Source organism: Yimella sp. cx-51 (assembly GCF_017654605.1).
Classification (GTDB): domain Bacteria; phylum Actinomycetota; class Actinomycetes; order Actinomycetales; family Dermatophilaceae; genus Yimella.
Genome location: NZ_CP072113.1, coordinates 136,998 through 158,211 on the forward strand (window position 1 = coordinate 136,998; position 21,214 = coordinate 158,211).

At 66.1% G+C, this 21,214-nt stretch carries 22 protein-coding genes; 12 read left to right on the forward strand and 10 right to left on the reverse strand.

Annotation, left to right across the window (positions count from 1 at the left end; all coding sequences use genetic code 11):
• Positions 1 to 94 precede the first annotated feature (94 nt).
• From betA to J5M86_RS00670, 4 genes are all read left to right on the forward strand, one after another.
• Positions 95 to 1,837, forward strand: a complete 1,743-nt coding sequence (gene betA / locus J5M86_RS00655) for a choline dehydrogenase (RefSeq protein ID WP_188061697.1) — start codon at positions 95 to 97, stop codon at positions 1,835 to 1,837.
• Positions 1,834 to 3,843 carry a choline BCCT transporter BetT gene (gene betT, locus J5M86_RS00660; RefSeq protein ID WP_188061696.1) on the forward strand — a complete coding sequence of 670 codons (2,010 nt, stop codon included), beginning with the start codon at positions 1,834 to 1,836 and terminating at the stop codon, positions 3,841 to 3,843. The genes betA and betT overlap by 4 nt, the downstream gene beginning before the upstream one ends.
• 158 nt (positions 3,844 to 4,001) lie before the next feature.
• Positions 4,002 to 5,273: a NupC/NupG family nucleoside CNT transporter gene (locus tag J5M86_RS00665; RefSeq protein WP_188061695.1), complete on the forward strand. Its 1,272-nt coding sequence runs from the start codon at positions 4,002 to 4,004 to the stop codon at positions 5,271 to 5,273.
• A gap of 51 nt (positions 5,274 to 5,324) precedes the next feature.
• Positions 5,325 to 6,335, forward strand: coding sequence for an NADP-dependent oxidoreductase (locus tag J5M86_RS00670; RefSeq protein ID WP_188061694.1), 1,011 nt, complete (start codon positions 5,325 to 5,327; stop codon positions 6,333 to 6,335).
• 183 nt (positions 6,336 to 6,518) lie between these two features.
• Here the strand turns inward: J5M86_RS00670 and surE are convergent, their stop codons facing one another.
• From surE to J5M86_RS00695, 5 genes are all read right to left on the reverse strand, one after another.
• Positions 6,519 to 7,349, reverse strand: coding sequence for a 5'/3'-nucleotidase SurE (gene surE / locus J5M86_RS00675; protein WP_188061693.1), 831 nt, complete (start codon positions 7,347 to 7,349; stop codon positions 6,519 to 6,521).
• A gap of 1 nt (position 7,350) precedes the next feature.
• Entirely contained in the window at positions 7,351 to 8,304 is a 954-nt protein-coding gene (locus tag J5M86_RS00680) for a 1-phosphofructokinase family hexose kinase (protein WP_188061692.1), read from the reverse strand.
• A 109-nt stretch (positions 8,305 to 8,413) separates the two neighbouring features.
• Entirely contained in the window at positions 8,414 to 9,088 is a 675-nt protein-coding gene (locus J5M86_RS00685) for a hypothetical protein (RefSeq protein WP_208965067.1), read from the reverse strand.
• Between the two features lie 164 nt (positions 9,089 to 9,252).
• Positions 9,253 to 9,822 carry a hypothetical protein gene (locus J5M86_RS00690; protein ID WP_188061690.1) on the reverse strand — a complete coding sequence of 190 codons (570 nt, stop codon included), beginning with the start codon at positions 9,820 to 9,822 and terminating at the stop codon, positions 9,253 to 9,255.
• Positions 9,823 to 9,990: 168 nt separating this feature from the next.
• A complete protein-coding gene (locus J5M86_RS00695; RefSeq protein WP_188061689.1) occupies positions 9,991 to 11,418 on the reverse strand; it encodes an amino acid permease in 1,428 nt (475 codons plus the stop codon).
• A 262-nt stretch (positions 11,419 to 11,680) separates the two neighbouring features.
• Here J5M86_RS00695 and J5M86_RS00700 point away from each other — a divergent pair, with 262 nt between their 5' ends.
• A complete protein-coding gene (locus J5M86_RS00700) occupies positions 11,681 to 12,103 on the forward strand; it encodes a VOC family protein (protein WP_244328402.1) in 423 nt (140 codons plus the stop codon).
• An 8-nt stretch (positions 12,104 to 12,111) separates the two neighbouring features.
• On the forward strand, positions 12,112 to 12,837 hold the full coding sequence (locus J5M86_RS00705; RefSeq protein WP_188061687.1) for an RNA polymerase subunit sigma-70: 726 nt from the start codon (positions 12,112 to 12,114) through the stop codon (positions 12,835 to 12,837).
• A gap of 78 nt (positions 12,838 to 12,915) precedes the next feature.
• Here the strand turns inward: J5M86_RS00705 and J5M86_RS00710 are convergent, their stop codons facing one another.
• The 3 genes from J5M86_RS00710 to J5M86_RS00720 form a co-directional block, all read right to left on the reverse strand.
• The gene (locus J5M86_RS00710) at positions 12,916 to 13,965 is read right to left on the reverse strand and encodes a biotin/lipoate A/B protein ligase family protein (RefSeq protein ID WP_188061717.1); all 1,050 of its coding nucleotides are present in this window, start codon (positions 13,963 to 13,965) and stop codon (positions 12,916 to 12,918) included.
• Positions 13,966 to 14,038: 73 nt separating this feature from the next.
• Complete coding sequence (locus tag J5M86_RS00715) at positions 14,039 to 14,278, reverse strand: toxin (protein ID WP_188061686.1); 240 nt, start codon at positions 14,276 to 14,278, stop codon at positions 14,039 to 14,041.
• Positions 14,275 to 14,490 (reverse strand): ribbon-helix-helix domain-containing protein, encoded by a 216-nt coding sequence (locus J5M86_RS00720; protein ID WP_188061685.1) that lies wholly within the window; start codon positions 14,488 to 14,490, stop codon positions 14,275 to 14,277. The genes J5M86_RS00715 and J5M86_RS00720 overlap by 4 nt, the downstream gene beginning before the upstream one ends.
• Before the next feature lie 10 nt (positions 14,491 to 14,500).
• On the opposite strand from J5M86_RS00720, the gene J5M86_RS00725 reads away from it, so the two are divergent.
• The 6 genes from J5M86_RS00725 to J5M86_RS00750 all read left to right on the forward strand — a co-directional run bounded on the left by J5M86_RS00725 (position 14,501) and on the right by J5M86_RS00750 (position 18,575).
• Positions 14,501 to 15,340 (forward strand): FAD-dependent oxidoreductase, encoded by an 840-nt coding sequence (locus J5M86_RS00725; RefSeq protein ID WP_244328403.1) that lies wholly within the window; start codon positions 14,501 to 14,503, stop codon positions 15,338 to 15,340.
• 78 nt (positions 15,341 to 15,418) lie between these two features.
• Positions 15,419 to 16,579 carry an LLM class flavin-dependent oxidoreductase gene (locus tag J5M86_RS00730; RefSeq protein ID WP_188061684.1) on the forward strand — a complete coding sequence of 387 codons (1,161 nt, stop codon included), beginning with the start codon at positions 15,419 to 15,421 and terminating at the stop codon, positions 16,577 to 16,579.
• Positions 16,580 to 16,679: 100 nt separating this feature from the next.
• Positions 16,680 to 17,279 carry a CE1759 family FMN reductase gene (locus J5M86_RS00735; RefSeq protein WP_188061683.1) on the forward strand — a complete coding sequence of 200 codons (600 nt, stop codon included), beginning with the start codon at positions 16,680 to 16,682 and terminating at the stop codon, positions 17,277 to 17,279.
• 150 nt (positions 17,280 to 17,429) lie between these two features.
• Positions 17,430 to 17,753 (forward strand): tetratricopeptide repeat protein, encoded by a 324-nt coding sequence (locus tag J5M86_RS00740; RefSeq protein ID WP_188061682.1) that lies wholly within the window; start codon positions 17,430 to 17,432, stop codon positions 17,751 to 17,753.
• 112 nt (positions 17,754 to 17,865) lie between these two features.
• Positions 17,866 to 18,183, forward strand: coding sequence for a GNAT family N-acetyltransferase (locus J5M86_RS00745; protein WP_188061681.1), 318 nt, complete (start codon positions 17,866 to 17,868; stop codon positions 18,181 to 18,183).
• A gap of 14 nt (positions 18,184 to 18,197) precedes the next feature.
• On the forward strand, positions 18,198 to 18,575 hold the full coding sequence (locus J5M86_RS00750; protein WP_244328404.1) for an MmcQ/YjbR family DNA-binding protein: 378 nt from the start codon (positions 18,198 to 18,200) through the stop codon (positions 18,573 to 18,575).
• Positions 18,576 to 18,804: 229 nt separating this feature from the next.
• On the opposite strand, the gene J5M86_RS00755 is transcribed toward J5M86_RS00750, so the two are convergent.
• Positions 18,805 to 19,599: a neutral/alkaline non-lysosomal ceramidase N-terminal domain-containing protein gene (locus J5M86_RS00755; RefSeq protein WP_188061680.1), complete on the reverse strand. Its 795-nt coding sequence runs from the start codon at positions 19,597 to 19,599 to the stop codon at positions 18,805 to 18,807.
• Between the two features lie 99 nt (positions 19,600 to 19,698).
• On the reverse strand, positions 19,699 to 21,075 hold the full coding sequence (locus J5M86_RS00760) for an aspartate aminotransferase family protein (RefSeq protein ID WP_188061679.1): 1,377 nt from the start codon (positions 21,073 to 21,075) through the stop codon (positions 19,699 to 19,701).
• Positions 21,076 to 21,214 lie beyond the last annotated feature (139 nt).

The following is a 21,214-nucleotide window of genomic DNA, read 5'->3' on the forward strand; positions in this document are numbered from 1 at the left end:
ACGTGCTGGTTCGTTCCTCACCAGCGTGGCTCAACCAGCGGGAGCGACCCGCTCACGCAACGGATCTTGATACGAAACTGATGGAGAGACACGAATGAAGAAGCGATACGACTACGTGATCGTCGGCGGCGGGTCTGCCGGCTCGGTGCTGGCCAACCGGCTGTCGAGCGACAAGCAGACCAGCGTCCTGGTGTTGGAAGCCGGCCGGGCCGACTTCCTGTTCGACCCGCTGATCCACATGCCGGCGGCGCTGATGTTCCCCTCGGGCAACCCGTTGTACGACTGGGCCTACGAGACCGAGCCGGAGCCCTTCATGGACGGCCGCCGCGTCCCGCACGCTCGCGGCAAGGTGCTCGGCGGGTCGAGCTCGATCAACGGCATGATCTTCCAGCGCGGTAATCCCGGCGACTTCGACAAGTGGGCCACCTTCGATGGTCTGGACCAGTGGGACTACGCGCACTGCCTGCCCTACTTCAAGCGCATGGAGAACTGCCTCGCCGGTGCGGACGAATGGCGCGGAGGCGCGGGCCCGCTCAAGCTGGAGCGCGGCCCGGCCAGCAGCCCGCTCTTCCAAGCATTTTTCGAGGCCACCCAGCAGGCCGGCTACCCGCGCACCGACGACGTCAACGGCTACCGCCAGGAGGGCTTCGCACCCTTCGATCGCAACGTCTACAAGGGCAGCCGGATCAGCGCGTCCCGTGCCTACCTGCGTCCGATCCGTGACCGTAAGAACCTCGACATCGCGACGCTGTCGACCGTGACCGGCCTGCGCTGGCAGGGCAACCGGGTGACCGGCGTCGACTTCGCCCGGGGCGGGAAGTTCAAGCACAGCGTCGAAGCCGGTGAGGTCATTCTCTGCGGCGGCGCGTTCAACTCCCCGCAGCTGCTGCAGCTCAGCGGTGTCGGCAACCCCGAGGTGCTCCAGGCTGCTGGCGTCACCAATCGCGTCGACCTGCCGGGCGTCGGCGAGAACCTGCAGGACCACCTCGAGGTCTACCTGCAGCACTCCAGCCTGCAGCCGGTGTCGATCGCGCCGTGGCTGAAGAAGTGGAAGGCGCCCTACATCGGTGCCGAGTGGCTCTTCCTCAACCGCGGGGTGGGTGCGTCCAACCACTTCGAGGCGGGCGGCTTCATCCGCACCAACGACGAGGTGGCCTACCCCAACCTGATGTTCCACTTCCTGCCGATCGCGGTGCGTTACGACGGCACCGCGCCGGAGGGCACGCACGGTTACCAGGTGCACGTCGGGCCGATGAACTCCGACGTGCGCGGTCACGTGCGCATCAAGAACGACAACCCACTGGCCAAGCCGGGCATCCTGTTCAACTACCTCTCCACCGAGAACGACCGCCGCGAATGGGTCGAGGTCATCCGCGCTGCTCGCCACATCCTGCAGCAGCCGGCCTTCGCGCCGTTCAACGGCGGTGAGATCTCGCCCGGACCTTCGGTGGAGACCGACCAGGAGATCATCGACTGGGTGGCCAAGGACGCCGAGACGGCGCTGCACCCGTCGTGCTCGGCCAAGATGGGCGTCGACGACATGGCAGTGGTCGACCCGAACTCGATGCGGGTGCACGGCACCGAAGGCCTGCGGGTCGTCGACGCGTCCGTCTTCCCGACCATCACCAACGGCAACATCTACGCGCCGGTGATGATGGTGGCCGAGAAGGCTGCCGATCTGATCGCCGGCAACACCGCGCTGGCGGCCGAGCACGCACCGGTCTACAAGGCGAAGTCGGGCATGCCGATCTTCCCCCAGGGCGACCCGCGCAACGACGCCTGGAACGCCGTCGACGAGGTGCCCAGCGCCGCGCAGGCGATGGGTTCGATGCGATGAGTTCGACTGCGCTGCAGGAGCCTTCAGAACCGAGGACCAAGTGGCCAGTGCTGCTGGTCTCCGGCATCTTCACCGTCGCGGTCGCGGCGTGGGCGCTCATCGCGTCCGAGAATGCGGAGTCGGTGCTCGGCAATGTCGTCGGCTGGATCTCCAACTGGTTCGGCTGGTTCTACATCCTGTTGGCCACAGCGATCCTCGTCTTCGTCGTCTACCTCGGACTGCGTTACTCCAAGGTGCGTCTCGGCGCCGACAGCGACCGTCCGGAGTTCTCGACCTTCTCCTGGGCTTGCATGCTCTTCGCCGCCGGCATCGGCACCGACGTGATGTTCTTCGCCGTCGCCGAGCCTGCAACGCAATACCTCACCCCGCCGCAGGGGCAGGGAGAGACGCTGGACGCCGCCCGCGAGGCCACCGTCTGGACGCTCTTCCACTACGGCATCACCGGATGGGGAATGTATGCCCTCATGGGCATCGCGCTCGGCTACTTCGCCCACCGCAAGGGACTGCCGCTGGCGGTGCGTTCGGCGCTGTATCCGTTGTTCGGTAAGCGAATTCAAGGACGCCTGGGTGACGCTGTCGACATCGCGACGGTGCTCGGCACGATCTTCGGTGTGGCCACCTCGCTCGGTATCGGCGTGGTGATGCTCAACGTCGGCCTCGACGTGATGTTCGGCGTCAGCCAGGGCCTGCCCGCCCAGATCGCGCTCGTCGTGCTGGCCGTCACGGTCGCGACGATCTCGGCCACCTCGGGTGTCGACAAGGGCATTCGCATCCTGTCGCAGCTCAACGTGCTGCTCGCGATCGGTCTGGCGGCGTGGGTGCTGGTCACCGGCGAGACCGCCTTCCTGCTGCGCGCGATGATGATGAACGTCGGCGACTTCGTCAACCTCTTCCCCGGCATGACGATGGACACGATGGCCTACGACTACCCGGCCGACTGGATGAACGGTTGGACGCTGTTCTTCTGGGCCTGGTGGATCGCGTGGGCGTCCTTCGTCGGCATGTTCCTGGCGCGAATCTCCAAGGGCCGCACCATCGGTCAGTTCATCGTCGGCACGCTGACCATCCCGTTCATCTACATCGTGATGTGGGTGACGATCTTCGGCAACAGCGCCGTGAAGCAGATCATGGACGGCGACAACGAGTTCGGAAAGACCGCCACGACCGCGCCCGAGCAGGGGTTCTACGACCTGCTGCAGCAATACCCCGGCGCGTTCTTCCTCGTGGGCCTCGCCACCTTCGTCGGACTTTTGTTCTATGTGACAAGTGCGGACTCCGGCGCGCTGGTGATGGCCAACCTGTCGTCCGACCTGCCTGACACGGACGTCGACGCGAAGCCGTGGCTGCGCATCCTCTGGGCTGCCGCCACTGGTCTGTTGACCATCGCCATGCTGAGCGTCGGCGGAATCACCGCATTGCAGAACGCCACGATCATCATGGGTCTCCCCTTCGCGGTGGTCATGGTGCTGGTGATGGTCGGGCTGCACCGGGCGCTCGAAGGGGAGCGGGTGCAAGCCGACGCCTTCCGCACCTCGCTCACCTCGTCCGTGGTCGGACGCGAGGCCACGGCCAGCCCGGGCAGTTGGAAGCGGCGGCTGGCGCGATCGTTCGGCACCGTCAACCTCAAGCAGGCATCCACGCGGTTGGACGACGTCGTCCTTCCTGCCCTGCGCGAAGTGGCCGACGAACTCGTCCAGCGCGGCGTCGATGCGGTCGTGGAGAGTCAGGACGACGTGAGCACGCGCATCGCCCGCTCGGTCGCGCTCACCGTCGTCGACGGCGAAGAGAGCTTCCGGTATCCGGTGCAGGTGCGGCTGATGAAGGCGCCCAGTTACGGGTCGCGGATGATCGAAGCCGACGACACCACCACGGTGCTGGAGGTCGTCTTGCCCAATGGCGGCGCGTACGACGTCATCGGTTACACGCACGAGCAGGTGTGCCACGACGTGCTCGATCACTACGAGTGGTGGCGCTCGACCAGAGCGGCGGTCTCCGAGGCCCTCTGATCGGCACGTCCTCCTCATCGAGTGGGCGGGCTGTGAGCCAATGGCCGGGGTATTGCCCGGCCACCAGTTCACAGCCCGGCCACTCGATCGTTCGGTAACCCCCAGCCACCCCTCCTGAAATGTCAGGCTGTCGCTACCTGGACGAGGGAGGAGCGCCCATGCTGCACGTGCTGTGGGGAATCGGAGGAATGGTCGGCCTGCTGGCCATCGCCTACCTGCTGTCGACCGATCGCAAGGCGATCAAGCTGCGTACGGTCGGTGCCGCCCTCGCACTACAGGTCGGTTTCGGCGTGCTCGTGCTCTTCGTGCCCTGGGGACGGGACGCGCTGGCGAAGACCTCCGAGGGCGTCCAGGCGGTCATCGACTCCTCGAAGGAGGGCATCAGCTTTCTCTTCGGGCCGTTGATCCCCAAGGACGGGATGGTCTTCGCGCTGCAGGTGCTGCCGGTGATCGTTTTCTTCGCCTCGCTCACCGCCATCCTCTTCCATCTCGGCATCCTGCAGAAGGTGGTCGAGGTGATCGGTGGGGCGCTGGCCAAGCTGCTCGGCACCCGGCGCGAGGAGTCGATCAACGCCGCCGCCAACATTTTCCTCGGCCAGACCGAAGCGCCGCTGGTGATCAAGCCGTACCTGTCGAAGATCACCCGTTCCGGACTCTTCGCCGTCATGGTCGGCGGCCTCTCGACCGTCGCCGGATCAGTGCTCGTCGGTTACGCGCTGCTCGGCGCCAAGCTCGACTACCTCATCGCGGCCAGCTTCATGGCCGCCCCCGGCGCGCTGCTGATGGCCAAGATCATCGTGCCCGAGGGCCTTGCTGCCGGCGCCGGATCGTCGGCCGCCGTGGTCGATCTCGACAAGGGCTCCGCATCGTCGAGCGAGGTCGCTCATGACGATGACGACGAGGAAGAGGTCAAGCATCGCAACGTCATCGACGCGGCCGCTGCCGGTGCCTCGGACGGCATGAAGCTCGCGCTCAACATCGGCGCGATGCTGCTGGCCTTTATCTCGTTGATTGCACTGATCAACCTCTTCGTCGGGATGGTCGGCGGCTGGTTCGGCAACGACGATCTCAGCTTCGAGCAGATCCTCGGCTACGTCATGGCGCCGGTCATGACCCTCATCGGTGTGCCCTGGTCAGAGGCCGCGGACGCTGGTTCGTACGTCGGTCAGAAGGTCGTAGTCAACGAGTTCGTGGCCTTCTCCAACTTTGCCCCCAACATCGGCGACTTCTCGGCCCGCACCCAGGCGATTGTCACCTTCGCCCTCACCGGCTTCGCCAACCTCGGCTCGCTCGGCATCCTGCTCGGCGGCCTGGGCGGCATGGCCCCCAAGCGCCGCGGCGAGATCGCCGAGCTCGGCATGCGCGCCATCCTCGCCGCGACCTTGGCCAACCTGATGAGCGCCGCGATCGCTGGAATTCTGCTGGGTTAGCGCGCTTCTACCGGCGACCGCGTGCGAATCGCAGGGGCATAGGTTGGACCCATGAGCCTTCCCACCCAGACCCGCGAAATCGTCCTGGCTTCTCGTCCGAACGGCGCGCCGACTCCCGACAACTTCCGCCTGGTCGAGCGTGACCTGCCGGCGCTGCAGGACGGCGAGATCCTCGTCCGCAACACGGTGATGTCGGTCGATCCGTACATGCGTGGACGGATGAACGACGTGAAGTCGTACGTGCCGCCGTTCCAGATCGACCAGCCGCTCGACGGTGGCGCCGTCGGAACAGTGATCGCATCTCGCGCAGAGGGATTCGCCGAGGGCGACAGCGTCCTGCACGGTCTGGGATGGCGCGACGTCGCCGTGCTCCCGGGTGCGCGGGCCAGCAAGGTCGACACCGCGGACTTCTCCGACAGTGCTTACCTCGGCGTCCTCGGCATGCCTGGGCTGACCGCGTACGCCGGACTCATGGCCGCCGCCGAGTTCAAGGCCGGGGACGCGGTCTTCGTCTCCGGTGCCGCCGGTGCGGTCGGGTCGCTGGTGGGCCAGATCGCCCGTCTTTCCGGGGCGTCCCGCGTGGTCGGTTCGGCCGGCAGCGCGGAGAAGGTCGCCCGCCTGAAGGACCTCGGCTTCGACGCGGCCTTCAACTATCGCGACGGCGCAGTACGTGACCTGCTCAAGCAGGCTGCGCCCGAGGGCATCGACGTCTACTTCGACAACGTCGGCGCAGACCACCTCGAAGCAGCGATCTCGTCGATGAAGCTCGACGGCCGCATCGCGATGTGCGGCGCGATCGCGCAGTACAACGCCACCGAACCAGCCTGTGCCCCAAGGAATCTGACCTTGCTGATCGGCAAGCGCATCACGATGCGCGGCTTCATCGTCAGCAAGTACAACGACCTGCAGCAGGAGTTCCGGCAGACGGTCGGCCCGTGGCTGGCGGACGGGTCGATCACCTGGGACGAGACCGTGCGCGAGGGACTCGACAACGCTCCGCAGGCGTTCATCGACCTGCTCGCCGGCGCCAACACCGGGAAGATGATCGTCCGCCTCGACTGAGGCAATTGTCGGGGTCGGCGACGCAAACGCGGCCCTTGCAGCACCAAACGCGGCGGTTCCTTGCAGGCGCGGTAGTTGCAACCGCCGCGTCTGCGAACAGCCGCCGCGTTTGTGTCTGGTGACCGCTCAGGCCGCAGGCGCGACGGAGCAACTGCCGCGTTTGCGAACAGCCGCTGGGTTTGCTCAGTCGGACTCGCGGGTGGTCATCACGCGGGCCGAATCGGGTTGGTATGCCTCGACATCGGCCTCGGTACCTTCGCCGTCGAAGGTCGGCACGTCCATCTTCGGGGAGTCGACCGGGGCGCGCAGCATCGTCGCGGTCGCCCACCCGCGGGTGAGCAGGTAGTGGTCGGAGCCGGGGTCATCGTCATCGGCGTCCTCGGCGATGTAGGTGACGTCGATGCCCTCGGTGAACCGCTCGTCGATGCGGGCCTGCACGGCACCGAACGGTGCCAGGTGGGCACCGGTCAGCCCACGCAGTTTCGACCACGGGACGTCGGGCACGTTGATGTTGAGGATGTGCTCGCCGACGTCCTGACCTTCCAGCCATTCCAGGGCGTGGGTGGCGACGCGTTGCACGGTGTCCCAGTGCTCCGGGGTGCCGGAGGTGACCGAGACGGCCATGCCTTTGATGCCGTGGGTCGCGGCGGTGAGGGCGGCGCCGACCGTGCCGGAGTGCAGGGTGGCGTGGCCGGTGTTTGCGCCGAGGTTGACCCCGGAGAGCACGATGTCGGGCTTGTCGCCGAAAGCGCCGTAGGAGGCGAGGAAGGCGATGAGGCCGGGAGCGGCCTTGACGCCGATCGCGTCGACGCCTTCGGGCATGCCGGGCGGGTCAGCCGACACCAGGATGATCTTGCCGTCCTTCTCCTCGCCGGCCAGCGACGCCGAGGCACCCGAATACTCATGCGCCGGCGCGGCCACCTGCACGGTGTGACCACGGTCGAGCGCGGCCCGGACGAGCACCGCCAGACCAGCCGACTCGATGCCGTCGTCGTTGGTGACCAGCACGTGCATGTCAGCGCTCCTTGATCTCGACGTGTTCGGCGATGCGCTCGATCGTGTCGCGGTTGCCGGTGCCCAGGCCACCACGGGTGACGTTGAGCGCACCAGCCGCAGCACCCAGCCGGGCCGCTTCGGTGAGGTCTTCGCCTCGGGCCAGAGCCACGGCGATACCGGCGGTCATCGAGTCGCCCGCGCCGCGGTGCTCGTGGGTGGTGACGGCCGGGGTGATGAGCTCACGCACGCCGTCCTTGTCGACCGCCAGTGCCGGCTTCTCGGCGCGGGAGACCACAATCGCGCCCACGCCCTTGGCGATCACCTTCTTGGCTCCGGCGATGATCTTCTCCGCGCTCTCGCCGTCGGCCAACGTGGCCTCGATGAGTTCGTCGTGGGCGATCTTCAGCACGTCGACACCGGCGTCGATGGCAGCCAGGGCCGGGCCGCCGGAGAGGTCGGCCACGACGCGTCCGCCGGAGGAGCGGATGTCGGAGATGAGGCGGTGGAAGAACTCGTCGGGTAACACGTCGGCGGGTTCGCAGCCGGTGATGACGGTCAGATCGGCGTCCATGCCCTCGACCAACGCCACGCCGTAGAGGTCGTCGTACTCGTGGCGGGTGAGCACCGGCGGTGGCATGTGCGAGAGCACCTCGCGCTCGCCGCCGCGCAATTCGTAGATGTAGCCGCCGTTACCCGAGGGATAGTCGACGGCTTTCACCTCGAGGTCGAGATCGGTGAGCATCGTCTTGATGAGCGGGCCGAGCTCGCCACCGAAGGGCCCCACGACCGTCACCTTCGCGCCGAGCGAGCGCGCCATGCGGGCCATCCAGAGGCCCTGGCCGCCGGGGTGAATGTGCACGCCCGACTCAGCGTCCCCGTGTTCGCTGCGCTTCAGATCAGTCAGGGCAGCGGTTGCCTCGACGACGGCGAGCGGGGTGGGTGCAAGGACGGCGATACGCGGTTCGATGCTCATGCCTGCATTCTTTTTCACTGCAGGGGTCGAGCGGTGGCTTGCGCGCGGGCGACTTGGACCACACGTCCACAAAATTCATCAGGCCAGACGCGCGGACGCGCCCAGCACCTCAGCGACCGAAGAGGCGAGAGAGCAGGCGCCTCTGGGGCGACTCCGTGCCTGGTAGCGGCTTGCCCCAGTCGTTGATGTGCACGATCACCCGGGTTTCGGGATCACCTGACCAGTCGACGTCCAGGCCCTGCGCCATCAGCACCTCGACGACCTTCTCGGCCACGACGGCGTCGGCGTCCAGGTGCCTGGCGATGCGTTCGTCACGGTCGACCGGTTGCGGTTCGGGCAGTGCTGGGCTGCCCGGGAATGCACCGAATCCGACGTAGAGCGACTGGCGCGGGAAGGCCAGCCGTTCGGCGTCCTGGGCGTGGAAATAGGCATAGCCCCATTCGCGCCAGGGGTATTGGCTGGTGCCGCCGGGCGTGCGTTCGTGGTCGATCTCGTTGACCGCGCAGGTGCCGCAGCAGGTGAAGTTCATCCGGGCGAGGATGCCGGCGCGTTCGAGCGTGTCGAAGGCCTTCGACAGGGCGTGGAAGTCGCCGCCGTCCGGGCGCTCGCACTGGGCGCGCACCTCGTCGTCCCAGACGGTGCGGACGATCGATTCGACCTCGTCGGCATCGACGTTCTCGAAGGTGTCCTCGAGCTGCGTCTCCACCTCGTCCCGGCGCATGAAACCAGGGCGGATGAGACAGATGGCGTCTTCCCGGATCTCGGCAAGAGTCGCCTCGTCCACGGTCATAAGCTTCTTCACTCCTGTGCTGAACTCCGATCCACTTCGCATCACATGCGGATCGACGTGCGCAGACACCATCTCGCGGGTTTTCGAAACTGTCGAATCGGTGAGTTCGCAGTGGTGGCCCGACCAGTTTCCTGATCGGGCCACCAGCCGTGCGAGCGTTACATCTTCTTGTTGAAGATGGCTTCGGGTCGCTCGGTCTTGTAGTCGTCGGTCTTGTAGTCGCGGTAGGTGAGCGTGACCGTGAGGTCTTCGCCGGAGGTGTAGCCGTAGCCGACCTCCCAGCTCAGCGACTTGCCGGGCAGGATCTTCGCGGTCGACGGGCGTCCGACGTCGTTCTTGTAGTCGTAGAGCTCAGGGGTTTGTCGGTCGCCACTGGTCGCGGACGTCCGCAGGTTGCGCGCCTCGATGGGCTTGTCGGTGTTGTTGGTGAGCGTGATCGTCGCCTTGGTGAACTTGCTGAAGCGGCTGTTCTTGGTGGTGTAGTCGCTCGGCGTGAAATCGGTGGCGTCCTTCACCGTCACCGACACCTTGTTGTCCCACTGGTAGGTCTTGCCGAAGTCGAGGACGCCGGACGCCTGGGTCGTGCCCTCGGTCGGGCTGGTGCTCGGATCGGTGGTCGAGGAGCTGCTGCTCGAGCTCGACGGAGTCGTGGTGGTTACGTCGCTGGCGTTGCAGCCGGCAAGCAACGGAAAGGCCAGCAGGCATGCGGCAGCTGTGATCTTTTTCATGATGATTCTCCCCTTCCGGCGCGTGCGCCGACCGCCTCGTGCGGTGTTCGTCGGTTATGCAGGTACTGACGGCGACCGCGGCGAATCGGTTTCATCGAGAGTGCTCGGCAATGACGAACGTCCCGCCCTGGACGATGCCTGGACGGGACGTTCGGTGGTGCTGGAGCCTCAGCGCTCGGTGCGTTCAGTCACCTTGCGGGCGTGTGCCTCGCGCAGCGCGAGGTGCTCAGGACGACGGCGGATCAGTAGGTATCCGATACCGACTCCCGCGAACCACAGCGGCGTCCAGAGCAGAGCCTTGAGCGTGTCGTCCTGCGTGGTGAGGGTCCACAGCACGAAGACGAAGAAGGCCATGACGACGTAGGGCATGAACGTGCCGCCGGGCATCTTGAACTTCGAGGCCGCGTGCAGCGACGGACGCTGACGGCGGTAGGTGATGTAGCTCATCATGATGATCGTCCAGATGAACATGAAGCAGATCGCGGCGACGGTCGTGATCATCTCGAAGGCCGTGCCGATGCTGTCGCCGGCGTAGAGCATCACGATGCCGATGAGCAGGAACGAGCAGGAGAAGATCAGCGCGTTCTGCGGTACGTGGCGCTTGGACAGCTTGCGGAACGACTTGGGCGCGTCGCCCTCCTTGGCCAGGCCGTAGATCATCCGCGACGTGGAGTAGATGCCGGAGTTGGCCGACGACGTGGCCGAGGTGAGCACCACGAAGTTGACGATGCCGGCGGCAGCGGCCAGACCCGCGAGGGCGAACATGCCAACGAACGGCGAGTTGTCCTTGTCGAACTCCGTCCACGGACGCACCGACATCAGGATCACCAGGGCGCCCACGTAGAAGAGCAGGATGCGGATCGGGATTGATTTGATCGCGCGGGGGAGGGTCTTCTCCGGGTCCTTGGTCTCGGCGGCGGCGGTGCCGACCAGTTCCACACCGACGAAGGCGAAGACAGCGATCTGGAAGCCGGCCGCGAAGCCCATGAAGCCGGTCGGGAACATGCCGCCGTGTGAATATAGGTTGCTGAACGAGGCGGTGGCGCCGTTCTTGGTGAAGCCGGTGAAGATGAAGTAGAGACCGATGAAGATCAGCGCGACGATAGCGACGATCTTGATCAGCGCGAACCAGAACTCCAGCTCACCGAAGGCCTTCACCGACGGCAGGTTCAGCCCGACCAGGACGAGGATCAGGATGATCGCCGGAATCCAGAGCGGGAGATCGGGCCACCAGAACGCGACATAACCGGAGATGGCCACGACGTCGGCGATACCGGTGGCGATCCAGCAGAACCAGTAGGTCCACCCGGTGAAGTACGCCGCCCACGGGCCGAGGATGTCGCCGGCGAAATCGGCGAACGACTTGTACTCCAGGTTGCTCAGCAGCAGCTCGCCCATCGCGCGCAGCACGAAGTAGAGCATCGCGCCGATGATCATGTAGACGAAGATGACCGACGGGCCAGCCTTGCTGATTGTGTTGCCCGAGCCCATGAAAAGGCCCGTTCCGATCGTGCCGCCAATCGCGATCAGCTGGATATGACGGTTGGACAGGCCACGTTCGAGTTGGCCTTCGCTCGCCTGGGTCGGCGCTGACATCACACGTCCTTCGGGGTGCTTTACAAAAATGTGTGGTGGCTCACACGAGCCGGGCGGCAGGCTAGCCAGGCGTCAAGCAAAGCGACGCCGCACCCCCGTACGCAGCAGTAAATGCGGCTGGACGCCGGGAGCCGACCCGCGGCCGGTGCGAGCTCTTTGGGTGGTGTGCGATGAGTTTTCGCAGCACGACCGGTCTGTATTGATGACGGCGTTCGACCAGCGGGCGCCGCGATCAGAAATCAGAGAGTTCACGATGCACCGCATGATCTTCGTCAACCTGCCGGTCGCCGACCTCGACCGTTCGCGCGCCTTCTTCACCGCGCTGGGCTACAGCTTCAACGAGCAGTTCTGCGACGGCAACGCGCTCGCTCTCGAACTCGGCGACAACCTTTTCGCGATGCTGCTCCGCACCGACTTCTACGCCACCTTCCACGACAAGAAAACAGTGGACGCGCGGGAGGGCAGTGAGTGTCTGCTGTGCGTATCGGCCGACTCCCGCGAGCAGGTGGATTCGTTGGTGGACAAGGCAGTTGCCGCCGGCGGCACCGAGGGACGCACGCAGGACCACGGCTTCATGTACGGCCGTTCCTACGACGATCTGGACGGCCACACCTGGGAGATCATGTGGATGGACCAGCAGGCCGCCGACATGGGACCTGAGGCCTACGCCGCCCAGAACGCGTGAGGTGAACGATGAACGCCGTCCGCCCGCCGGAGGACTTCGAACGACTTACCGGTCCGCTGCGTCCGGAACTGCTCGCGCACTGCTACCGCATGCTCGGGTCGGCCACCGAAGCCGAGGACCAGGTGCAGGAGACCTATCTGCGGGCGTGGCGGTCGTTCCACCGCTTCGAGGAACGCGCGTCCGTGCGCACCTGGATGTACAAGATCGCCACCAACACCTGCCTCACCGCGCTCGAGGGCCAATCGCGTCGGCCGCTGCCTACGGGCCTGGGTCAACCGTCGTCCGATCCGCGTGAGCCGGTGGTGGCCAACGAGGAGATCCTCTGGCTCGAGCCATTGCCGGACGCCATGCTCGCCGACCCGGCCGATCGGGCGGTTGCGCACGAGGGCGTCTCACTCGCGATGGTCGCCGCGCTGCAGGACCTCCCACCCAAGCAACGGGCGACGCTGATCCTGCGAGATGTGATGCAGTTCAGCGCTGCTGAGACTGCCAATGTGCTCGACACCACCGTCGCCTCGGCGAACAGCGCATTGCAACGAGCCCGCTCGACCATCGGTGACGGAGCCACCCGCGAGGGACGCCGGGCCCGCGAACTGGGAGACCACGAGCGCAAGGTCTGGGACGCCTTCCAGCTCGACGTGCTGGTCATCCGTGAGGGGAAGCTGCAGCACGTGGCGGCGTTCTTCGAGCAGAGGCTGTTCGAGCTCGCGGGATTGCCGACCCGGCTGCCCTAAGACCGCGAAGTCCGCAGAGCCGGGGAGGCGCTGCGGACTTGCGGTGGGGCAATGTTTTTGTTGCTTAGGAAGAGTCGGTCACGGGACGCGGTGGGTCCACTCGTCGGTGGAGAACTTCTCGTCCATGAGCTTCTTCGCTGCCTCGAGCTCGGCATCGGTGTAGTCGGACCGCGTTGTCGCGTAACGCTTCTCGAAGGTCGCCGTGAACGCGTCGAGAATCGCGTCGCGGGTCATGCCGGTCTGCGAGCGCATGGGGTCGACCCGCTTGTTGGCCGACTTCGTGCCCTTGTCGCTCATCTTCTCGCGGCCGATCCGCAGCACTTCGAGCATCTTGTCGGCGTCGATGTCGTAGGCCATCGTCACGTGGTGCAGCACCGCGCCATCGGCGAACCGCTTCTGCGCGGCGCCGCCGATCTTGCCCTGCTCGCTGGCGATGTCGTTGAGCGGCACGAAGTGCGCGTTGACGCCCACGTCGGCCAGCGCCTCGATCACCCAGTCGTCCAGGAAGGAGTACGACCGCTCGAAGGAGAGGCCTTCGACCAGGGACGTGGGCACGACGAGGGAGTAGGTGATGCAGTTGCCGGGCTCCATGAACATCGCGCCACCGCCGGAGATGCGGCGCACGACGTCGATGTGGTGCTTCTCGGCGCCCTCGGGGTCGATCTCGTTCTTCACCGACTGGAACGAGCCGATGACGACGAGCGGGGAGTCCCAGTCCCAGAAACGCAGGGTCGGCGGACGCACGCCACTGGCGACCTCGCGTCCGATCACTTCGTCGAGAGCGACGTGCATCGCAGGATGCATGACCTTCGCGGGGATGACGTCGAATTCATGGTCGTGCCAGCCCGTCGCCTTGCCGAGCGCGCGCCGCACCGCGATGCCGACCGCTTCGGGGGAGAAGCCGATGAACGCGACGTCCTTGTCGACCGCGCCCTGGATCGCCGAACTCAGTTGGTCGACACCGGCGTCCGTCGACATGCCGTTGAGGGAGGCGTTGATGTCGAGCAGTGCCTCCTCGGGTTCGAGGAAGAAGTCGCCCGAAACGCTGACCTCGGTCAGCCGTCCGTCCTGAACGTCCAGATCGACGGCGACCAGTTTGCCGCCCGGCACCTTGTATTCACCACGCATGACTCGTGCAACCACGTGGTGCGGAGGTCTATGCCCGCGAGCGCGCGTCAGGCGAGCGTCCGTGGACGGTAGGTCAATCGATCAGGTCGAGATGGTGTCGGCGAGCTTTCATGGCGTGGATGATGAGCTGGTTGCCGCTGTCAAACGTAAGGATGGCGAGCTCCAGCAGCCGTCCGTTGGTGTCGAAGCCCAGGACGAACTGTTTGGCAGGCATGTCGTCGTCCGGTTCGCGGGCGTAAGCCCAGTTGTGAGCAGCATGCAGACTGCCGGTTTCGGTCAAGCCGTGCTTCAGGGCGGAAGGGTTGACCTTCACGCTACGTACTCGCGCAGAGCAGCTCTGATCAGCTCTGAGCGGGTGACATGCTCTTGTTCGGCTCGGGCGTCGATGGCGTCAAGGAGGGTGTCGTCGAGACGGACCGGGACGACTCTGGCGGGTCCATCGCCGAGGGGTTTGCGGCCACGCTTACGCAGTTGTTCGACGTCGTAGCCTTGCTCGGCCTCGTCGGCCAGCGCCTGGATCATCATCGGCGGCGGTGTGATCGCCTGCGAGGCGGCCACCTGGATGCAAGCGCTCGGCTCGGCGGTAACGATGGTCGTCCGCGGCGATCAGCTGCTCACCAACCAGGAGCCGTTCGCTGCGCAGGCCGTGCTCAAGAGTCTGCGACGAAGCGGCGTCGACGTGCGCTTCAACGCCACGGTCACCAACTGCGAACGATCTGAGGCCCGCGACACCAGGCTCGGACGCGTCCACGGCGGTGCTGTTCGGCTGACTCTTGAGCAGGGCGACCCGATCGAGGCCGACGAGATCCTGGTGGCGGTGGGACGCCGTCCGCGCCTGAACGACCTCGGCCTCGAGCAGATCGAACTCAACCAGAATGACCCGTCCGCCTGGCCTGACTGGCTCGTCACCGGCGGCGATGCCAGCGGTGAAGCGCCGCTGACCCACTGGGGCAAGTACCGCGCTCGCGTGATCGGCGCGCAGTTGGGCGGCGCGGACGAACCCGAGCTGGACGACGTCCCCGTGCCGCAGGTGATCTTCACCGATCCGCAGGTGGCGCAGGTGGGCCCGCTGCAGGGAGAGCTTCCGGACGCTGTCGCCGTGCGGGTGCCCTTCAACTCGGCCGCAGGTGCGGCGCTGCTGCGCGATCACGTGGTGGGCGAGGCGCAGCTGCTCGTCGATCCCACTGACCGGGTGGTGCGCGCGGCGACCTTCGTCGGCCCCGAGGCCGGTGAGCTGTTGCACGCCGCGACGATCGCGATCGTGGGGCGAGTGCCCGTGCACCTGCTGCGGCACGCCGTGCCGAGCTATCCGACGGCAAGCGAGCTGTGGTTGCGGCTGCTGGAGGAACTGCCGCGCGAGTTCCGGAGCGCGTGAAGCCCGTGGAATAGATCAGTTTGGCCAATAGTTGACACGTCCACTAACGTATTCAGCAGTCGGCCAGAGGAGTCAGTCATGCAGTTCGGAATCTTCACCGTCGGTGACATGACCACCGACCCGATCACCGGCCGCACCCCCACCGAGAACGAGCGGATCAAGGCGACCGTCGCGATCGCGAAGAAGGCCGAAGAAGTGGGTCTGGACGTGTTCGCCACCGGTGAGCACCACAACCCGCCGTTCGTGGCGCCGGCCAACCCGGCCGTCCTGATGGCCAACCTCGCGGCGCAGACCGAGCGGATCATCCTGACCACGTCGACGACGCTGATCACGACGAACGACCCGGTGCGCATCGCCGAGGACTACGCCTACGCGCAGCATCTCGCCGATGGCCGTCTCGACCTGATGTTGGGTCGTGGCAACACCGGCCCGGTCTACCCGTGGTTCGGCAAGGACATCCGCGACGGCATCGAGCTCGCCGTGGCGAACTACGCCCTGCTGCGCAAGCTGTGGGACGAGAACGTCGTCAACTGGCAGGGCAAGCACCGTACGCCGTTGCAGGGCTTCACCTCGACGCCGCGTCCGCTCGACGGCATTGCGCCGTTCGTGTGGCACGGGTCGATCCGCAGCCCTGAGGTGGCCGAGCAGGCCGCATACTACGGGGACGGTTACTTCGCCAACCACATCTTCTGGCCGAAGAGCCACACCCAGCAAATGGTGCAGCTCTACCGGCAGCGGTTCGAGCACTACGGCCACGGCAGCGCCGACCAGGCGATCGTCGGCCTCGGCGGACAGGTCTTCATGCGCAAGAACAGCCAGGACGCCATTCGCGAGTTCCGGCCCTACTTCGACAACGCCCCGGTCTACGGCGGCGGCCCGTCGATGGAGAGCTTCATGCGCGAGACGCCGCTCACGGTCGGTTCGCCGCAGGAGGTCATCGAGCGCACCCTCGGTTTCCGGGAGTACGTCGGCGACTACCAGCGTCAGATGTTCCTGCTCGACCACGCCGGCCTGCCGCTGAAGACGGTGCTTGAGCAGCTCGACCTGCTCGGCGAGGAAGTCGTGCCGGTGCTGCGCAAGGAGTTCGCCGCGCTCAAGCCCGCGCACGTGCCGGACGCACCGACGCATGCCGCACGCCTGGCCGCAGCTCAGGAAGACGGCACCTCCAAGGAGGACGTCGCGACGCCCGCCACCGACCAGTGGACCGGCACTCGCGCCGAGGACGCCAACGTCCTGTGAGTCCCTTCCCGCAGTAGATGGGAATGCCGGATCGGCGATAACCGTTCTCATCTACTGCGGGCCCGCCCGCACGAAGGAAATGAAGGAAGAAGGAAACGTCATGACCACCGTCACCGTCATCAGCGCCGGACTGCGCTCGCCGTCCTCGACGCGACTGCTCGCCGACCAGCTGACCGACGCGGTGCGCGCCGGAATGGGTGAGGTCGAGGTGCACCACATCGAGGTGCGCGACCACGCCCACGCGATGATGGACGCGTTGCTTACCGGCTTCGCCACTGGCGAACTGCGTGAGGCACTCGACCAGGTGGCCGCCGCCGACGCCGTCATCGTCGTGACCCCGACCTTCCAGGCGTCCTACAGCGGATTGTTCAAGTCGTTCGTCGACCTGATCGACGTCGACGCACTGCGCGGGACGCCGGTGCTGGTCGCTGCGACCGGTGGCTCCGAGCGTCACTCGCTCGTGCTCGACCACGCACTGCGGCCGTTGTTCGCCTACCTGGGCGCCTTCGTGCTGCCGACCGGCATCTATGCCGGCACCGCCGACTTCGGTGGTGAGGGCACGGCCGCGCTGGCCGGCCGGATCGATCGCTCCGTCGGCGAGCTGGCCGCCGTGTTGGGCGGCAGCAGCATCCGTAAGCCGAAGGTCGACGAGTTCGCCAACTTCACCCCGTTCGACCAGGTGCTCGCCAACGCCGGCTGAACCAGCCACAACTGCGCAAACGCAGCGGCTGTTGTAGGTGCGCTCGGTGCAGCTACCGCACCTGCAAACAGCTACCGCGTTCGGCGCAGACTGGAAACACAACACCTACAGACATCCATTGGCCACACTTGCTCAGAAGGGAGCAGGACAATGATCGAGTTCGAGCGCTACGAGTACGCACGCCGGTTGTTCGAGGAGCGCAAGTACGCCCCCGCTGCCCGGGAGTTGGAGGGCGTGCTGGCCTCCGGTGAGGGTCACGGCCAGGGCGAGGCCCAAGAGCTCTACCTGCGCGCGCTCTACCACTCCGCCCAGCTGACCAAGGCCGAGCAGACCGCCCGGACGATGATCGAGCACAACCCGACGGACGCCTACGCGCTGGTCGTCCTCGGTCGCTCGCTCTACCGCCAAGGCCGGTACGAGGATGCCGAGGTCTACCTCAAGCAGGCCGAGGCGTTCGGCGTCTCGACCGTCTGAGTCTCCCGGTGCGTCAGGTGGTGAAGGGTCGGCGAATGACCGTCGACCCTTCACTACCGGCGAGTCACCCTTAGCGTGGAGACAGGTCAATCACGAAGGAGCTTTACGCAACATGAGTGAGACGCTCGACATCACCGTCCGCGACAGCGCCGAGCAGAAGCGTTGGGAAGCGCTGGTCGATGAGCAGGTGATCGGATACGCCGACTACATCAAGACCGAAGAGCTGATCGTCTTCACCCACACGGTCGTGCAGCCGGAGTTCGAGGGCAAGGGCGTGGCCGGCACGCTCGTGCGGGCAGCGCTCGACGCAGCACGCGAGGACGGCACCCGCGAGGTGATGCCGCAGTGCTCGTACGTGAAGCACTGGATCACCAAGCACCCCGAGTACATCCCGCTGGTGTACGGCGCGGCGCGTCCGGCCGCCGACTGACTGACACCGGCGTCATGGCGCACCCCGACCGGTACGACGACCGCGACGTCCTGTTGGCGCACGTCCGGCAGATTGCGCTGGAGTTGCCGTCGGCGAAGGAGCGGATCTCGCACGGTTGTCCCAATTGGTTCACCACCAAGACCTTCGCCGGCTGGCATGCGCACGTGAAGGGTTCGCACGACAGCGACCTGATCGCTCGCGCGCTGTGGTTCCTGCCCGATGAGGACGAGCGCGAGGTGCTGTTGCGGGACGACCGCTTCCACGTGCCCGGTTACATCGGGCACCGTGGGTGGCTCGCTCTCGATCTGGCCCACCACCTCGGGCCGCAGAGCCGCACCACTTCGCCGACGACGACGCCCGCGGGGTCGACTGGGCCGAAGTGGCTGAGTTGATCGACATGTCGTATCGCAACAATGCGACCAAGAAGCTTGTCGCAGAGCTGGATTCGCGCTGAGTCGCGAAGAAAATCGGGTTCGGCCGACCCTGTGGCCGGGCCGTCCCTAGGCCCGCCCCTCCGCCGACTGACCGCCTTCCTGGGCAAACGCTTGGGCTGTGTCCCTTTGCTCGCGGTATACCCCGAGCAATGGGACACAGCCCTCGCACATCGGTGGCGGTCGTCCGTCAGCTCACCGTGAACGGTGCGGACGTGCCGACGTACGGGCTGACCTTGCCGGTCCAGCCGCTCTTCCAGTCGCCGAGCTGCTGCAGGCGGTAGGTGCCGGCGGGCGTCCCGGTGCGAATGCGCCAGTCGACGTCCAGTGAGCGGTTGGGGGTGGCGCCGAGGAGATCGCCATTGGCCAGCGACAGGTTGGCCGGAGCCACGCGCGCGTCGGCCTGCTCGATCGAGCGGACGATGCCGCCCACGACGGCCTGGAAGTTGCGCTTGTCCCAGCCGTACGCGGAGGTGTCGTTGCCGGCGATCTGGTAAAGCATGTCCTGCGACATGCCGGAGTTGCCGACGTGGGTGTGCGTGCCGGTCAGCATGACGTTGGCGTCGGTGTATTTGTTTCCGTACTTCGCAGTCAGCGCCTGGATGACGGCTGCTTTGTGCGCCGGGAAGATCGTGGCGGTGTCGGCGCTCACATAGACGATGCGCTTGCCCGTTGCGGGGTCGGCGATGACATACGCGTGCGAGTAGAGCCGCTGGTGCAGGCCCTCGACGTCCTGGTTGGCGACGAAGCCGAAGGTGCCGGTTTCGGCCACCGCACCGGTGATGTCGTGCTGGCCGGTGCCGACCAGGAACGCCGGCGTGTCGGCCTTCGCCTCAGGGGCGGAGTAGGAGAGCGCAGTCGCCGCGAGTGCGACGGGCAGGGCGAGCGCAACGGTGGTGCGGACGGTTCGGGCCATGGCTTCCTCCGGCCGGCGGCGGGCCCTGGGGAGGGCCTGGTCGACGTGCAGGAAACCATAATGGAACAAGCGTCCAAGTGTGAGCCGGAGCACACGTTGTCTTTCCTGCTGGACGCAGCGCGCCCCGCAACCGAACCGGTTGCGGGGCGCGCTCCTGACGAGTGTTGGTCAGCCGACGGTGAGGTCGCGAGCCATCTCGTCGAAGACCGACACGAACGCGTCGACGGCGCCATCGGTGTGCGTGATCGACAGCGTCCACTCCTCTTCACGACCCGGCGTCATGAAGATGCCGCGGTTCATGTTGTAGAGCCACGCGAGGTCGGCCAGCGGGCCGTTCTGGTGGGCCTTGTACGAGGCGTAGTCGACGACCTTCTCGGGGGAGAAGGTGACGCAGCCCTTGGAGCCGATGCCGACGGCGTAGCCCGGCAGGTCGTACTTGTCGACCACGCCCTGGCAGCCACCCACGATGCGGTCGTTGAGGTGCGCGAGGTGCTTGTAGGCGTCCGGGGTGAGCACGTCGAGCAGGTTGGCGCGCATCGCGGCCACGCCCAGCGGGTTTCCGTTGTAGGTGCCGACCTGGTAGACCGAGCCGTCCTCGACGACCGACATGACCTCTTCGGAGCCACCGATGGCACCCGTCGGCATACCGGCGCCCAGGCCCTTGGCGAGGGTGACCATGTCGGGCAGCACGCCGAACTTCTCGGTGGCGCCACCGGCAGCCACCTGCAGACCGGTCTTGACCTCATCGAAGATCAGCACGATGCCGTGCTTCTTGGTGATCTCGCGCACGGCCTCGAGGTAGCCGGGCTCGGGCAGCACGACACCGAGGTTCATCATCGCGGCTTCCATGATGACGACGGCGGGCTTGCGGCCCTCCTTGTCGAGCGCAACGATGCGGCGCTCCATCGCCTCGGCGTCGTTGAACGGCACCGCGACGGTCATCTCAACGGTGGCCTCGGGGATGCCGGCGCCGTAGGGCAGCGACTTCAGGTTGTCCTTGTCGCCGATCTCGCCGTAGGGCACACCGATCGAGACCATGACGGTGTCGTGGTGGCCGTGGTAGGAGCCGAAGATCTTCATCACGGTGTCGCGGCCGGTGTAGGCGCGGGCGATGCGGATGGCGTCCATCGTCGACTCGGAGCCGGAGTTGGTGTAGCGCCACTTGGGGAGGTTCCAGCGGCGGGCCAACTCGTCACCGACGACGATGGCGTCCTCGGTGGGGGCGGCGAAGTGGGTGCCGAGCGGGTAGCGGTCGGCGATGGCCTTGCCGATGATCGGGTTGGCGTGACCCTGAACCATCGAACCGAAGCCGTTGTGGAAGTCCCACATCTCGTTGCCGTCGACGTCCCACACCTTGGGGCCGTCGCCCTTCTCGATGTAGATGGGCCACGGGTCGCGCAGCTGGTAGGAGGAGGCGACACCGCCGGACAAGTGCACCTGGGCGCGCTTGTACATCTCCTTGGACTTCTGGGTCTTCGCGTCGAGCTTCTTCGACTCGATCTCGGTCAGTTCGGCAATGCGATCCTGGCTGATCTCAACAGGCATGACAGATCTCTCCAGCCGATCGGCCTGGCATCGGCGGCAGTGTGATGTGGCTCCGACCGGCCTGGCAGCGGAGCGGTACGCGCGGACGCGTGCTTCCCAGGGTAGCGGCGTCCGTGCCTCCGCAGAAGAAGTCTGGCGC

Excerpts from the sequence above, each read along its gene's own strand:
- betA (WP_188061697.1), top strand. The coding sequence starts at position 95 with ATGAAGAAGCGATACGACTACGTGATCGTCGGCGGCGGGTCTGCCGGC.
- betT (WP_188061696.1), top strand. The coding sequence starts at position 1,834 with ATGAGTTCGACTGCGCTGCAGGAGCCTTCAGAACCGAGGACCAAGTGG.
- J5M86_RS00665 (WP_188061695.1), top strand. The coding sequence starts at position 4,002 with ATGCTGCACGTGCTGTGGGGAATCGGAGGAATGGTCGGCCTGCTGGCC.
- J5M86_RS00670 (WP_188061694.1), top strand. The coding sequence starts at position 5,325 with ATGAGCCTTCCCACCCAGACCCGCGAAATCGTCCTGGCTTCTCGTCCG.
- surE (WP_188061693.1), bottom strand. The coding sequence starts at position 7,349 with ATGCACGTGCTGGTCACCAACGACGACGGCATCGAGTCGGCTGGTCTG.
- J5M86_RS00680 (WP_188061692.1), bottom strand. The coding sequence starts at position 8,304 with ATGAGCATCGAACCGCGTATCGCCGTCCTTGCACCCACCCCGCTCGCC.
- J5M86_RS00690 (WP_188061690.1), bottom strand. The coding sequence starts at position 9,822 with ATGAAAAAGATCACAGCTGCCGCATGCCTGCTGGCCTTTCCGTTGCTT.
- J5M86_RS00695 (WP_188061689.1), bottom strand. The coding sequence starts at position 11,418 with ATGTCAGCGCCGACCCAGGCGAGCGAAGGCCAACTCGAACGTGGCCTG.
- J5M86_RS00700 (WP_244328402.1), top strand. The coding sequence starts at position 11,681 with ATGATCTTCGTCAACCTGCCGGTCGCCGACCTCGACCGTTCGCGCGCC.
- J5M86_RS00705 (WP_188061687.1), top strand. The coding sequence starts at position 12,112 with ATGAACGCCGTCCGCCCGCCGGAGGACTTCGAACGACTTACCGGTCCG.
- J5M86_RS00710 (WP_188061717.1), bottom strand. The coding sequence starts at position 13,965 with ATGCGTGGTGAATACAAGGTGCCGGGCGGCAAACTGGTCGCCGTCGAT.
- J5M86_RS00720 (WP_188061685.1), bottom strand. The coding sequence starts at position 14,490 with ATGATGATCCAGGCGCTGGCCGACGAGGCCGAGCAAGGCTACGACGTC.
- J5M86_RS00730 (WP_188061684.1), top strand. The coding sequence starts at position 15,419 with ATGCAGTTCGGAATCTTCACCGTCGGTGACATGACCACCGACCCGATC.
- J5M86_RS00735 (WP_188061683.1), top strand. The coding sequence starts at position 16,680 with ATGACCACCGTCACCGTCATCAGCGCCGGACTGCGCTCGCCGTCCTCG.
- J5M86_RS00740 (WP_188061682.1), top strand. The coding sequence starts at position 17,430 with ATGATCGAGTTCGAGCGCTACGAGTACGCACGCCGGTTGTTCGAGGAG.
- J5M86_RS00745 (WP_188061681.1), top strand. The coding sequence starts at position 17,866 with ATGAGTGAGACGCTCGACATCACCGTCCGCGACAGCGCCGAGCAGAAG.
- J5M86_RS00750 (WP_244328404.1), top strand. The coding sequence starts at position 18,198 with ATGGCGCACCCCGACCGGTACGACGACCGCGACGTCCTGTTGGCGCAC.
- J5M86_RS00760 (WP_188061679.1), bottom strand. The coding sequence starts at position 21,075 with ATGCCTGTTGAGATCAGCCAGGATCGCATTGCCGAACTGACCGAGATC.